The organism is Bacteroides sp. ET336 (assembly GCF_024733815.1).
Taxonomy (GTDB): Bacteria; Bacteroidota; Bacteroidia; order Bacteroidales; family Bacteroidaceae; genus Phocaeicola; species Phocaeicola cellulolyticus.
The window spans coordinates 136,124-149,619 of record NZ_JANRHK010000006.1 but is presented as its reverse complement, the minus strand read 5'-3'; the positions used below and the strand labels follow the sequence as shown (position 1 = coordinate 149,619).

The 13,496-nt window shown below is 40.9% G+C and carries 12 protein-coding genes and 1 tRNA gene; 9 read left to right on the top strand and 4 right to left on the bottom strand.

The window, feature by feature from the left end:
• Nucleotides 1–242 precede the first annotated feature (242 nt).
• Both NW213_RS08190 and NW213_RS08185 read left to right on the top strand, forming a co-directional pair.
• A complete protein-coding gene (locus tag NW213_RS08190; protein WP_235328972.1) occupies nucleotides 243–554 on the top strand; it encodes a helix-turn-helix domain-containing protein in 312 nt (103 codons plus the stop codon).
• Between the two features lie 33 nt (nucleotides 555–587).
• Complete coding sequence (locus tag NW213_RS08185; RefSeq protein WP_258322442.1) at nucleotides 588–890, top strand: helix-turn-helix domain-containing protein; 303 nt, start codon at nucleotides 588–590, stop codon at nucleotides 888–890.
• A gap of 68 nt (nucleotides 891–958) precedes the next feature.
• Here NW213_RS08185 and NW213_RS08180 read toward each other — a convergent pair whose 3' ends face one another.
• The 4 genes from NW213_RS08180 to NW213_RS08165 form a co-directional block, all read right to left on the bottom strand.
• Nucleotides 959–2,083 carry a Fic family protein gene (locus tag NW213_RS08180; protein WP_258322441.1) on the bottom strand — a complete coding sequence of 375 codons (1,125 nt, stop codon included), beginning with the start codon at nucleotides 2,081–2,083 and terminating at the stop codon, nucleotides 959–961.
• Between the two features lie 96 nt (nucleotides 2,084–2,179).
• The gene (locus NW213_RS08175) at nucleotides 2,180–2,554 is read right to left on the bottom strand and encodes a hypothetical protein (RefSeq protein WP_258322440.1); all 375 of its coding nucleotides are present in this window, start codon (nucleotides 2,552–2,554) and stop codon (nucleotides 2,180–2,182) included.
• A gap of 3 nt (nucleotides 2,555–2,557) precedes the next feature.
• A complete protein-coding gene (locus NW213_RS08170) occupies nucleotides 2,558–3,790 on the bottom strand; it encodes a site-specific integrase (protein WP_258322439.1) in 1,233 nt (410 codons plus the stop codon).
• 244 nt (nucleotides 3,791–4,034) lie between these two features.
• Nucleotides 4,035–4,107 (bottom strand) — tRNA-Phe (locus tag NW213_RS08165).
• 315 nt (nucleotides 4,108–4,422) lie between these two features.
• Here NW213_RS08165 and rimP point away from each other — a divergent pair.
• The 7 genes from rimP to sufD all read left to right on the top strand — a co-directional run bounded on the left by rimP (nucleotide 4,423) and on the right by sufD (nucleotide 13,473).
• The gene (gene rimP / locus NW213_RS08160; protein ID WP_258322438.1) at nucleotides 4,423–4,890 is read left to right on the top strand and encodes a ribosome assembly cofactor RimP; all 468 of its coding nucleotides are present in this window, start codon (nucleotides 4,423–4,425) and stop codon (nucleotides 4,888–4,890) included.
• 4 nt (nucleotides 4,891–4,894) lie between these two features.
• On the top strand, nucleotides 4,895–6,148 hold the full coding sequence (nusA, locus tag NW213_RS08155) for a transcription termination factor NusA (protein WP_154045126.1): 1,254 nt from the start codon (nucleotides 4,895–4,897) through the stop codon (nucleotides 6,146–6,148).
• Nucleotides 6,149–6,255: 107 nt separating this feature from the next.
• Nucleotides 6,256–9,177, top strand: coding sequence for a translation initiation factor IF-2 (gene infB, locus NW213_RS08150; protein ID WP_204393233.1), 2,922 nt, complete (start codon nucleotides 6,256–6,258; stop codon nucleotides 9,175–9,177).
• Nucleotides 9,178–9,299: 122 nt separating this feature from the next.
• Complete coding sequence (locus NW213_RS08145; protein ID WP_258322452.1) at nucleotides 9,300–9,839, top strand: CvpA family protein; 540 nt, start codon at nucleotides 9,300–9,302, stop codon at nucleotides 9,837–9,839.
• A 6-nt stretch (nucleotides 9,840–9,845) separates the two neighbouring features.
• Nucleotides 9,846–11,297 carry a Fe-S cluster assembly protein SufB gene (gene sufB / locus NW213_RS08140; RefSeq protein ID WP_258322437.1) on the top strand — a complete coding sequence of 484 codons (1,452 nt, stop codon included), beginning with the start codon at nucleotides 9,846–9,848 and terminating at the stop codon, nucleotides 11,295–11,297.
• Between the two features lie 52 nt (nucleotides 11,298–11,349).
• On the top strand, nucleotides 11,350–12,102 hold the full coding sequence (gene sufC / locus NW213_RS08135; protein ID WP_154045122.1) for a Fe-S cluster assembly ATPase SufC: 753 nt from the start codon (nucleotides 11,350–11,352) through the stop codon (nucleotides 12,100–12,102).
• 15 nt (nucleotides 12,103–12,117) lie between these two features.
• A complete protein-coding gene (gene sufD, locus NW213_RS08130; protein ID WP_258322436.1) occupies nucleotides 12,118–13,473 on the top strand; it encodes a Fe-S cluster assembly protein SufD in 1,356 nt (451 codons plus the stop codon).
• Nucleotides 13,474–13,496 lie beyond the last annotated feature (23 nt).

Below are 13,496 nucleotides of genomic sequence, written 5' to 3'. Positions count from 1 at the left end.
TTGCAATGGACATTTATTGAATCAGGTTCATAGATCTTTTATTCTGTAATTCATTGTTGGATGGAGTCCCTGAATGTAGGGATATTTGCAGAAAATGATATGAATGTGACCTCATAACTAGGATAATCAGCGCCACATGCTGCCAGTTAAGCGGAAACCATTGCCTTTCAGAATATATGGCTTTTCTTTGTCGCAAACAACGAAAAAAGAATAAACATCAATCAACAAAAAAAGGAAACGATATGGAATTTGTAGGAATAGAAAAACAACTGTTTGAGGAATTGGTACGTAAGTTTGAATACTTTGAGCATCGGGTCATGGAAATTTGCAACCGGGAGAACGATAGGGCGCTGCACAAGTGGATGGATAATCAGGACGTATGCCGGTATCTGAACATTTCACCCCGTACCCTGCAGACACTCCGTGATAACGGTACCCTGCCTTTTTCTCAAATCAATCACAAGATATTCTATAAGCCGGAAGATGTGCAGGGTATCATCAAGAAAGTTGAGGACAGAAGAAAAGAGGCTCTTTACAGAGGCCGTAATATATAACAGTTAAACAATAACCACTAAATCCATAATAACATGAGTGAACTGAGAACAGACAGCAGAGAATGGGTACACCGTATCATGGGAAGTCTTGACCGTATGCTGGTCGGGATTGAGAATCTGGCGGTCAGAAACCGTCCCGTACTGGGTGGCGAACGCTATCTAACCGATAAGGAAGTGTCGGCACAATTAAAACTGAGCAGACGTACGCTTCAGGATTATCGTAATGAAGGGAGAATATCCTATTACCAGTTGGGAGGTAAAATCCTTTATCGGGAGAGTGACATAGAGAAAATGCTTCAGGAGAATTATCGGGAAGCATATATGGGTAGTAAATAAAAGAAAGAAATAAAGGCTGTGTACCGGTAACCCATGTCACACAGCCTTTATGCTTGTATGATGAACAATTATACATCTTCCGGCATGGGGATGACAAGGATAGACTCACTGCACCGGATTCCGTAGAATATGTCACGAACCCGCCCCTGCTGAGGTATCAGAATACCCTTTTCTACCAGATCTTTTATATCGCGTGCTGCTGTATCTGATGATACCTTTACACGTTTTGCCCAATTCTTAGCCGTCAGTTTACCGGGATAACCGTCCAAATATAAATTCAAGACTTCGCGTTGTCGTTTGGACAGTACTGTTTCGGCTTGGGTTTGCCAGAATATAGCCTTGTTAAGAACCTTCGACAATGTTTCGTCGGATTGCTCGACAGAACGGAGCAGGCAGTCAAGATACCAGATGATCCATTCAGTAATCTCGCAATCTCCCTTCTGTGTTTTCTCCAACATGTCGTAATACTGTTTTTTATCCTTGTTTATCTGATGGGAGATACTGAAGAAACGCATCTTTGAGTTTTCGGCCTGTGAAAGTGCCATATCAGCAATGGCTCGTCCGATTCGTCCGTTTCCGTCATCGAAAGGATGGATGCAGACAAACCACAAATGGGCTATCGCCGATTTTACATAGCCGTTATGTGAATCTGAATTGAACCAGTCCAAAAACCGATTCATTTCTTCGTCTATTCTTTCAGGAGCAGGAGCTACATAATGTACCTTTTCCCGGCCGAACATTCCAGAAATAACTTTCATATCTCCACTGCGGTATCGGGCTACATCTATTTTCGTCGGACCGCTCCATCCGGTAGGAAACAGGCAGTTGTGCCAGCCGAAGAGTCTTTCATGGGTAAGCGGACTGTTGAAATTGACGGTTGCGTCAAGTGCCATTTCCACTACTCCGTCTATATATCGTGAGGATTCGGTCGGATTCGGTAGTTGTACTCCGAGTTTGCGGGCTACAGATGAACGTACCTGCTCATTGTTCAATTCCACTCCTTCAATTTCTGATGATGCAATGATGTCATGAGAGATGGATTCAACTACGGCAGACATCTTGTCGTTAAAACCGATTACACTAAGGCGTCCCATCAGATAACCGACAGCCTTGTTTACCTTGTTCAGTTTCTCACCGACAAGTTCCTTGTTCCACGAAAAGAAAGGCCATTCTTTATGTTCATGTATATACATAGGCATCACTGTTTTCTGCAAATATACGGTTTTGCGGATAATTAACCGCAAATTTTGCGGCTTATTATCCGCATGAAATAGTGAAATCAATATTTATCAGCATTTTAGATATGACTTATGATTACCATTCATCATGCAGATAATCATTGACTTTTCTGATTGAAACAGTCTGCTTATTATATACTCACGTAATTGTTGGGCCGGATAAGTATTAATCTGAAAGGCAAGCGCAAATATCATTTCCAGGTTATAGACTACCTGATACCCCTCTTTTAACGGAATACGTTGTTCTGCGGTGAATGTTTGCAATATCCCAAGTTTATATATTCTTTTTTTCGCAGCCCTTAAAGTCGGTGCAACTACATTGAACAAGCCGACAAGTTCGGCTTCGTCCATACGAATCTTATCAGGATGGACAGCAGGAATAACAATCCTGCCGTCCTCCATTATATGGATAATGTCTCTTTTCATAGGCTATAGGCAATTTGAAAGTATATCCCTTACATTATTCATATCTTTCAGAATGGAACTGTCGAGTACCCTTGCATAGTGTTGCGTCATCTTGATATTGGAGTGACCAAGCATTTTGGCTACATTCTCAATGCTTACCCCATTGGCCAAACAGACAGATGTGGCGTACGAGTGGCGGGCGGTGTGTGTAGTCAGGTTCTTCTTTATCAGACACAGGTCGGCAATTTCTTTCAGGTAACTGTTCATCTTCTGATTGCAGGGAACAGGCAGTAATACTCCTTTCTTTTTGCAGGCAGGATAATCTGCATATTTTCTCAGGATTTCCAAAGGAATATCCAGTAGCGGAATGTTACACATGTTCTTTGTTTTCTGACGTGGCTTCCTGATCCACAGGTTTCCGTTATTGTCTTTTACGATATGCTCAGGGGAAAGCTGTTGTACGTCAATGAAAGCCAGGCCGGTAAAGGCCGCAAAAATAAAAACATCACGGACTACGGTGATTCGCTCCAAAGGAAACTCCTTGTGGTAGATAGTCAGCAGTTCGTCCATGGTAAGAAACTCACGGATTACTTCTTTTTCGTGGAACTTGATACCGATAAACGGGTCTTTGGCTATCCATTCATTGGCCAGTGCCAGATTGGTAATTTTCTTCAGACATTTCATATAACGGATAACAGTATTCTGCTGACATTCCTTTTCAGTCTTCAAATAAAATTCAAAGGCACGTACCAACTCACCGTTGACTTCCACCAGCGGCAGATCATCCTTTCCGTATTTCTGTCTGATAAGTTCGGCAAGATAGCGCTTGCAGCTTTCATAACGGCGAACGGTAATCAGGGCGTAGTCTTTACCGACCAAGGCACGGCATTGATCATTGTGCTCCTGCATGGTACCGATGAGAGTGCGTACCGCTTCCGGTTCTTTGTCCTGTCCGAAAAATATTTCCTGCAACAGACGCGCTGTTATAGGCTGGTTCTGTTCTTCCAGCTCACAAAAAATCTGATGTAACTTGATTCTTGCATTTTCGATATAGGCATTCAGATCACATGATTTGCGGCTTTTGCCTCTGGCGGATTCCTTAGCCTGACTCCAGAGAGACGGGTCAATGCTTTTGCGGATGTTGTTTTCAACTCGCGTACCATCTACAGTGATACGCATACAAACGGATGCTTCTCCGTTTTTCAGCAGCTTGGTCTTCTTCAAGAAGAAAAGCACATTGAATGAACTTCTTTTCATTTTTCCTACAGTTTTTAGTTTGGACAAAAGTAGGAAACCGACCACGTTTTCTTGATACGCAAAACATTGCAAATCAGTGAGAAAGACTCTAATTCGGTGGAGATTTTTGCTCCACCTTTTATCTCCACCTTTTGCTCCACCTCAAACGGTAATATTTTGCCGTTTTTTGTGTGTCGGGTGAAAACAAAAAATCCCGATTTCGCTTGGAAATCAGGATTTTACTGTCTTTTGCTTTTCTTCGAAGTGGTGCCACCAGGAATCGAACCGGGGACACAAGGATTTTCAGTCCTTTGCTCTACCAACTGAGCTATGGCACCGTTATTTCTCGTTTGCGGTTGCAAAGGTACGCATTTTATTTTAATATGCAAACATTTTGCGTAAAAAAATACTTTATAATTTCATTTATATAAAATAATAGGTGGGATATGGGCTTTATAAGGTTTACAAATCTATGGTAAGTACCATATTTATAAGTGAAATATTTGTGAATATAAAAGATTATGAACTAGTAAATGAATAAAAAAAGTATTAATATTTTGTAGTGCAATATAATATTTATATCTTTGCGTGCGATATGGATGAAAGGTGGAGGGGCAATAAAGCTCCTCTTTTTTGTTCTTAAAATATTACCAATGATAGATAAAAACGTAGTAACCGGTATTGTATTACAGTGGCTGGAAGGTAAGGATTATTTTCTGGTGGACGTAGCTGTCAGTCCTGATGACAAGATAGTAGTTGAAATAGACCATGCTGAAGGAGTTTGGATTGACGATTGTGTTGAATTGAGCAGATACATAGAATCAAATCTCAACAGGGATGAGGAAGACTATGAGTTGGAGGTAGGATCGGCTGGCATTGGGCAGCCTTTTAAAGTTCTCCAGCAATATGTCATTCATAAAGGAAAAGAAGTTGAGGTGTTGACAAATGATGGTAAAAAGTACAAGGGAGTACTTACAGATGTCGATGACTCAAAATTCACTCTTACAGTACAGACTAAAATTAAACCGGAAGGAAGTAAGCGCCCAAAATTGGTGGATCAGTTGATTACATTCACTTATGACGAAATAAAGTACACAAAATATTTAATTAGCTTCAAATAATATTATGGCCAAGAAAGAGGAAACTGTAAGCTTGATTGACACGTTTTCGGAGTTCAAGGAGCTGAAGAACATTGACCGCACCACGATGGTGGGAGTTTTGGAAGAATCGTTCCGTAGTGTTATTGCCAAAATGTTCGGTTCGGATGAGAATTATGATGTTATAGTTAATCCTGACAAGGGTGATTTTGAAATTTGGCGTAACCGTGAGGTAGTGGCTGACGAAGATTTCAATAACCCAAACAGACAAATTTCGCTTACAGAAGCAAGAAAAATAGATGCTTCTTATGAAGTGGGAGAAGAAGTTACGGATGAAGTCATTTTTGAAAAGTTCGGACGTAGAGCTATTTTGAATCTTAGACAGACCTTAGCTTCAAAAATACTTGAATTGGAAAAGGATAGTCTGTATAATAAATATATAGAACAGGTAGGAAAAGTAGTCAGTGCAGAAGTATATCAGATCTGGAAGAAAGAAATCCTAATGCTTGATGACGAAGGCAACGAGCTGCTTTTGCCAAAGACTGAACAGATACCTGGAGATTTCTATAGAAAAGGTGAAACAGCCCGTGCCGTTGTAGCAAGAGTTGATAATAGAAATAATAATCCAAAGATTATTTTGAGCCGTACTTCTCCAGTCTTCTTGCAGAGATTGTTCGAACAGGAAGTTCCTGAAATCAATGATGGTATCATTACTATCAAGAAGATTGCCCGAATTCCTGGTGAAAGAGCAAAAATTGCAGTGGAATCATATGATGAAAGAATAGATCCGGTTGGCGCATGTGTAGGAGTAAAAGGTTCCAGAATACACGGTATAGTACGTGAATTGCGTAATGAGAATATAGACGTTATTAACTATACATCAAATATACAGTTGTTTATTCAGCGTGCTTTAAGCCCTGCAAAGATATCTTCTATCGTAATGCATGAAGATGAAAAACGAGCAGAGGTTTATTTGAAGCCTGAAGAAGTATCTTTGGCCATAGGTAAGGGCGGTATGAATATTAAACTTGCCAGTATGCTTACTGAATATACCATTGATGTCTATCGTGAACTTGATGAAAATGCAATGGAGGATGATATTTATCTTGATGAATTTAAAGATGAAATTGACGAATGGGTTATCAATGCTATTAAGAGCATAGGTATCGATACAGCCAAAGGTGTATTGAACGCTCCGAGGGAAATGCTTATTGAAAAAGCTGACCTTGAGGAGAATACTGTAGATGATGTGTTGCGTATTTTGAAGGCGGAGTTTGAATAATAATGAACTTATAATAAAGAATGTGCAGGTTTTGCTTGTTCATTCTTTATTTTATTGAATGCCTGTTCTGCCTTAATTATTTTTTTTTAATCCTTAATTTAACTGATATGACGATAAGACTTAATAAAGTAGCAAGAGATTTGAATGTAGGGATAGCAACAGCTGTTGACTTCTTGCAGAAAAAAGGATACAGTGTAGAAGCTAATCCTAATACAAAAATTACAGAAGAACAGTATGCAGAACTGGTAAAAGAGTTCAATAAAGACAAGGATTTGAAGATTAAATCTGAGAAGATTATTCAAGAACGCCAGAATAAAGAGAAAAATAAGGCTTCGGTTTCTATCGACGACATCGCAGATGATGTAGTCAAAGCGGAGACTGTAGCAGCCGAAGAGGTGCGTCAAAAATTCAAACCGATAGGTAAGATTGATTTGGACAGCCTCAATAAAAGGAAAAGTAAGCCATCTATGCCGGAACCTACCAAGAACGAAGCTGGCAATAGTGTAGAGACTGAAAATATAGTTAAGGAGGAAGTGAAGGCGGAACCTGTAGTTGAAACTGTAAAGAAAGAAGAACCGCAAGAACAGAAACCTGTAGTAATTGAAGAAAAAGAAACCAAACAGAAGGATGCTAATGCAGACGAAGTGACTAATAAGCCGATGGAAGAAAAAAAAGAAGAAGCTGAAAAATTAGTGAATGACCTGAAAAATGATGACGAGGTCTTTAAAATACGTCCTACAGAGTTTAAATCAAAGATTAATGTTGTCGGCCAGATAGACTTGGCTGCACTTAACCAGTCAACACGCCCTAAAAAGAAATCGAAAGAAGAAAAGCGTAAGGAAAGGGAAGAAAAGGATAAGATGCGTCAGGAACAGCGTAAGCAGATGAAAGACGCTATTATCAAGGAAATACGCAAGAGTGATGAGAAATCAGAAAAAGGCGGACAGGATGACGGGTCTAAGAAAAAGAAACGTAACAGAATAAATAAAGAACGTGTAGATATTTACAGCACTCAGGCCGCTCAGCCTCACGGAGCTAATCCTAAAGGTGAAAAATCAGGAAAGAACCAGGGGGGAGGCAAGAATGCTGGTAAGGATAAATTCAAGAAACCTGTTGTTAAACAAGAAGTTAGTGATGAAGATGTTGCTAAACAGGTGAAGGAAACTCTTGCACGTCTTACAAATAAAGGTAAAAATAAAGCTGCTAAATACCGTAAGGAGAAACGTGAAAGTATCCAGAACCGTCAGATGGAGCAGGAAGAACTTGAAATGGAAGAAAGCAAAGTGCTTAAACTTACAGAGTTCGTTACTGCAAATGAGCTTGCCAACATGATGGATATATCTGTTACTCAGGTTATCTCTACATGTATGAGCGTTGGTATTATGGTTTCCATTAACCAGCGTCTTGATGCTGAGACTATTAATCTGGTGGCTGAAGAGTTCGGATACAAAACAGAATATGTAAGTGCAGAAGTAGCACAGGCTATTGAAGAAGAAGCCGATGCTGAAGAAGATCTGCAGCCACGTGCTCCAATCGTTACTGTGATGGGACATGTTGACCACGGTAAGACATCTTTGCTTGACTATATACGTAAGGCTAATGTAATTGCCGGTGAAGCAGGTGGTATCACTCAGCACATTGGTGCTTATAATGTGAAGTTGGATGACGGACGTCGTATCACATTCCTTGATACTCCGGGACATGAGGCATTTACTGCGATGCGTGCCCGTGGTGCTAAGGTTACTGACGTTGTAATCATTATCGTTGCTGCCGATGATAACGTGATGCCTCAGACTAAGGAAGCAATCAATCACGCTATGGCTGCCGGAGTACCTATCGTATTTGCAATCAATAAGGTGGATAAGCCTAATGCTAATCCAGACAAGATAAAAGAAGAACTTGCCAATATGAACTTCCTTGTTGAAGAATGGGGAGGAAAATACCAGTCGCAGGATATCTCTGCAAAGACAGGTCTTGGTGTTAAAGATTTGTTGGAAAAAGTATTGCTTGAAGCTGAAATGCTTGACCTTAAAGCAAATCCTAACCGTAAGGCAACAGGTTCTATCATTGAATCTTCTTTGGATAAGGGACGTGGATATGTAGCTACGGTTCTTGTGTCTAACGGTACATTGCATGTGGGTGATATCGTATTGGCAGGTACATCATACGGTAAGGTTAAGGCTATGTTCAACGAACGTAACCAGCGTATGAAAGAAGCAGGTCCTGCAGAACCAGTATTGATACTTGGTCTTAACGGTGCTCCTGCTGCAGGTGATACATTCCACGTATTTGATACAGACCAGGAAGCTCGTGAAATTGCTAACAAGCGTGAACAGCTGGCACGTGAACAGGGATTGCGTACACAGAAGATGCTTACTCTTGATGAAGTTGGACGTCGTCTTGCATTGGGAGACTTCCATGAACTTAATATCATCGTTAAGGGTGACGTTGACGGTTCTGTAGAAGCATTGAGCGACTCACTTATCAAGTTGTCAACAGAACAGATACAGGTTAATGTTATACATAAGGGAGTTGGTCAGATCTCAGAATCAGACGTTTCATTGGCTGCTGCTTCCGATGCTATCATCGTTGGTTTCCAGGTACGTCCTTCAAGCAATGCTGCCAAACTTGCAGAACAGGAAGGTGTGGATATACGTAAGTATTCTATCATTTATGACGCTATCGAAGAAGTCAAGGCCGCAATGGAAGGTATGCTTGCTCCTACATTGAAAGAACAGGTTACTGCAACTATCGAAGTTCGCGAAGTATTCAATATCAGCAAGGTTGGACAGGTTGCCGGAGCTATGGTCAAGACAGGTAAGGTTAAACGTACTGACAAGGCTCGCCTTATCCGCGATGGTATTGTAGTATTTACAGGTTCTATCAATGCCTTGAAACGCTTCAAGGATGATGTCAAGGAAGTAGGTACAAACTTCGAATGTGGTATCAGCCTCACTAACTGTAATGATATTAAAGTGGGTGACATTATCGAAACTTACGAAGAAGTAGAAGTAAAACAGACACTATAATAACAGTTTTTCAGAGTGAAAAGTGAGGAATGAAAAAGGCACTTCTGTCAGGTTCATTCTTCATTTTTCATTCTTTGTTTATAAACTCTCCATCTTTATTGTTTCAAAAAACATCTAAAGTAATGATTCTTGAAGCTTTGCCTTTTAATTTAAGCGTTTTGGATTGGATAATTATAGCCATTATAGCCCTTGGGGTGGTGTTTGGATTTATGAAGGGAGCGGTAAAACAGGCTGCTACCATAGTTGGACTCATAGCTGGATTACTTCTGGCACGCGCTTTGTTCTCGCAATTGGGAGAGAAGTTGGCTGTAGAACTGGGGACAACGGTTTCAATGGCACAAGTAATAGCTTTTTTTATGATCTGGATACTGGTTCCCGTAGTGTTTCTCATATTGGCTTCCATGCTTACCAAGGCTTTGGAGATAGTCCATCTCGGGATAGTAAACAGATTGTTGGGGGCGTTGCTCGGAGCGTTGAAATATGCCTTCATCGTAAGCCTTGCCATAAGCTTTTTAGAATATATTGACAGTAAAGATGAACTTATAAATCGAACAGTTAAGCAGTCTTCTTTGTTATATTATCCGGTAAAGGAACTTTCAGGTCTCTTTATACCGACATTAAAAAATGTGACAAATGAGATTATTCAAACAGATATAATATAATTACATATGCAAGAAGAACCTAATAAATATGTAAAGGAACTGACGCAGGAGAAATATAAATATGGTTTCACTACCGATGTTCATACAGATATAATAGAAAAAGGACTTAATGAGGATGTCGTTCGTCTGATTTCTGAAAAGAAGGGTGAACCTGAGTGGCTTCTTGAATTCCGCCTTAAGGCATACCGTCACTGGCTGACACTTGAGATGCCTACATGGGCACATCTTGACATTCCTGAGATTGATTATCAGGCAATATCATATTATGCCGATCCTACAAAGAAGAAAGAAGGACCAAAATCTATGGAAGAAGTCGATCCGGAACTCTTGAAAACATTCAATAAGCTTGGTATTCCATTGGAAGAGCAGATGGCATTGAGTGGTATGGCTGTAGATGCCGTAATGGACTCGGTGTCTGTCAAGACCACTTTCAAGGAAACACTTATGGAGAAGGGTATTATCTTCTGTTCCATGAGTGAGGCTGTAAGAGAGCATCCTGACTTGGTGAAGAAATATCTTGGCTCGGTTGTTGGCTATCGTGATAATTTCTTTGCCGCACTTAATTCAGCTGTTTTCAGCGACGGGTCGTTCGTATATATTCCTAAGGGAGTACGTTGCCCTATGGAACTTTCAACATATTTCCGTATCAATGCTGCCAATACAGGTCAGTTTGAAAGGACACTGATTGTTGCCGATGATGACAGTTATGTTTCATACCTTGAAGGATGTACTGCTCCTATGCGCGATGAAAACCAGTTGCATGCTGCAATTGTTGAAATCGTAGTAATGGATCGTGCTGAAGTGAAATACTCTACCGTACAGAACTGGTATCCGGGAGATGCCGAAGGAAAGGGTGGTGTCTATAACTTCGTAACAAAACGTGCTATCTGTAAAGGTAATGACAGCAAGCTTTCATGGACACAGGTTGAAACAGGTTCTGCCATCACATGGAAATATCCAAGCTGTATTCTTGCCGGTGATAATTCAACTGCCGAGTTCTATTCTGTAGCTGTAACAAACAATTACCAGCAGGCCGATACGGGAACTAAGATGATACACCTTGGAAAGAACACTCGTTCAACTATCGTAAGTAAGGGTATAAGTGCAGGTAAGAGCCAGAACTCATACCGTGGACTTGTACGTGTGGCAGAAAGAGCTGATAATGCGCGTAACTATAGCCAGTGTGACTCTTTGCTGCTTGGCAGCAAGTGCGGTGCACATACATTCCCATATATGGATGTACATAATGAAACTGCTATAGTAGAGCACGAAGCCACTACATCAAAGATTTCTGAAGACCAGTTGTTCTATTGTAACCAGCGAGGTATAACTACCGAGGATGCCATAGGACTTATTGTGAACGGATATGCAAAAGAAGTTATAAATAAGCTTCCTATGGAGTTTGCTGTTGAGGCTCAGAAGCTTCTGTCAGTATCGCTCGAAGGAAGTGTGGGATAATTTATTAGTTTTTAATATGACTAAAAACTAACAACTCAAAACTTATATACATATGTTAGAGATAAAAGACTTACATGCCAATATTAACGGCAAAGAGATATTGAAAGGTATTAACCTTACTGTAAAGCCGGGTGAAGTTCATGCCATAATGGGACCTAACGGCTCTGGTAAAAGTACATTGAGTAATGTGCTTGTCGGACATCCTGCATACGAAGTAACAAAAGGTTCTGTTACATTCCTTGGCAAAGACCTGCTTAGTCTTAAGCCTGAAGACCGCAGCCACGAAGGATTGTTCCTATCATTCCAGTATCCTGTAGAGATTCCTGGAGTAAGCATGGTAAACTTTATGCGTGCCGCAGTTAACGAGCAGCGTAAATACAAAGGTCTGCCTGCACTTACTGCAAGTGAATTCTTGAAACTGATGAGACAGAAACGTGAAATCGTTGAGCTTGACAGCAAGCTTGCCAACCGTTCTGTAAACGAAGGATTCTCTGGCGGTGAAAAGAAACGTAACGAAATCTTCCAGATGGCAATGCTCGAACCAAAATTGAGCATCCTTGACGAAACAGACTCAGGTCTTGACATCGACGCTTTGCGTATCGTGGCAGAAGGTGTGAACAAACTCAAGACTCCTGAAACAAGCTGTATCGTTATTACCCACTACCAGCGTCTGTTGGACTATATCAAACCAGACATCGTACACGTTCTTTACAAAGGACGTATCGTGAAGACTGCAGGTCCTGAACTTGCACTCGAACTCGAAGAGAAGGGTTATGACTGGATTAAGAAAGAATTGGGAGAGTAAAGAGACGAAAAAAACATGAAAGCAGAACAACAATATATAGACCTTTTCACCCAATGTGAAGCCATGATATGCCGCCACAGCTCAGATGTGCTTAACGCTCCGCGTGCCAAGGCATTTGCCGATTTTGAGGCAGCAGGATTTCCTTCACAGAAGGTTGAAAAGTACAAATATACGGATGTCGCAAAGTTTTTTGCACCGGACTACGGATTGAACCTTAACCGCCTGGAGATACCGGTAAATCCGTATGAAGTGTTCAAGTGCGATGTTCCGAATATGAGCACTTCGCTTTATTTCGTGGTTAACGATACATTCGATACACACGACAATCCTGCCGCACAGCTTCCAGCCGGAGTTATCTTCGGAAGCCTGAAAGATGTGGCAAAGGAAAATCCTGAACTGGTGAAGAAATACTATTCACAGTTGGCTGACACATCTAAAGACAGTGTTACTGCATTCAACACAATGTTTGCACAGGATGGTGTGTTCATGTATGTTCCTAAGAATGTAGTATTGGATAGACCTATACAGTTGGTCAATATTCTTCGTGCTGATGTAAACTTCATGGTAAACCGCCGTGTAGTTATAGTCCTTGAAGACGGTGCACAGGCCAAACTGTTGGTTTGCGACCATGCAATGGACGATGTGAATTTCCTTTCAACACAGGTTGTGGAAATCTTTGTAGGCGAGAATGCCTATTTCGATTTGTACGAACTCGAGGAAACTCATAACTCTACTGTACGTTTCAGCAATCTGTATGTACATCAGGAAGCGAACAGCAATGTATTGCTTAACGGTATGACACTTCATAACGGAACGACACGTAATACATCAGAAGTAACCCTTGCAGGTAAGGGTGCGGAAATCACCCTTTGCGGAATGGCAATTGCCGACAAGAACGAGCAGGTAGATAACAATACATTCATCGATCATAAGGCTTCTGACTGTACAAGTACTGAACTCTTCAAGTATGTACTTGACGATCAGGCTGTAGGTGCATTTGCAGGTAAAGTGCTTGTTCGTGAAGGTGCCCAGCGTACAAATTCACAGCAGACAAACAGTAATATATGTGCAACCCGCGAAGCACGTATGTTTACACAGCCACAGCTTGAGATTTATGCTGACGACGTGAAATGTTCTCACGGGGCTACCGTAGGACAGCTTGACGAAAACGCATTGTTCTATATGCAGCAGCGTGGTATCAGCCTAAAGGAAGCACGTCTGTTGTTGATGTTTGCATTCGTAAATGAAGTTATCGACAAGATTCGTATGGAGGCACTAAAAGACCGTTTGCATCTTCTTGTTGAGAAACGATTCCGTGGCGAACTGAACAAGTGTCAGGGATGTGCGATATGTAGTTCAAATAAAAATTAATAATTAAGAATTAATATCGAGTT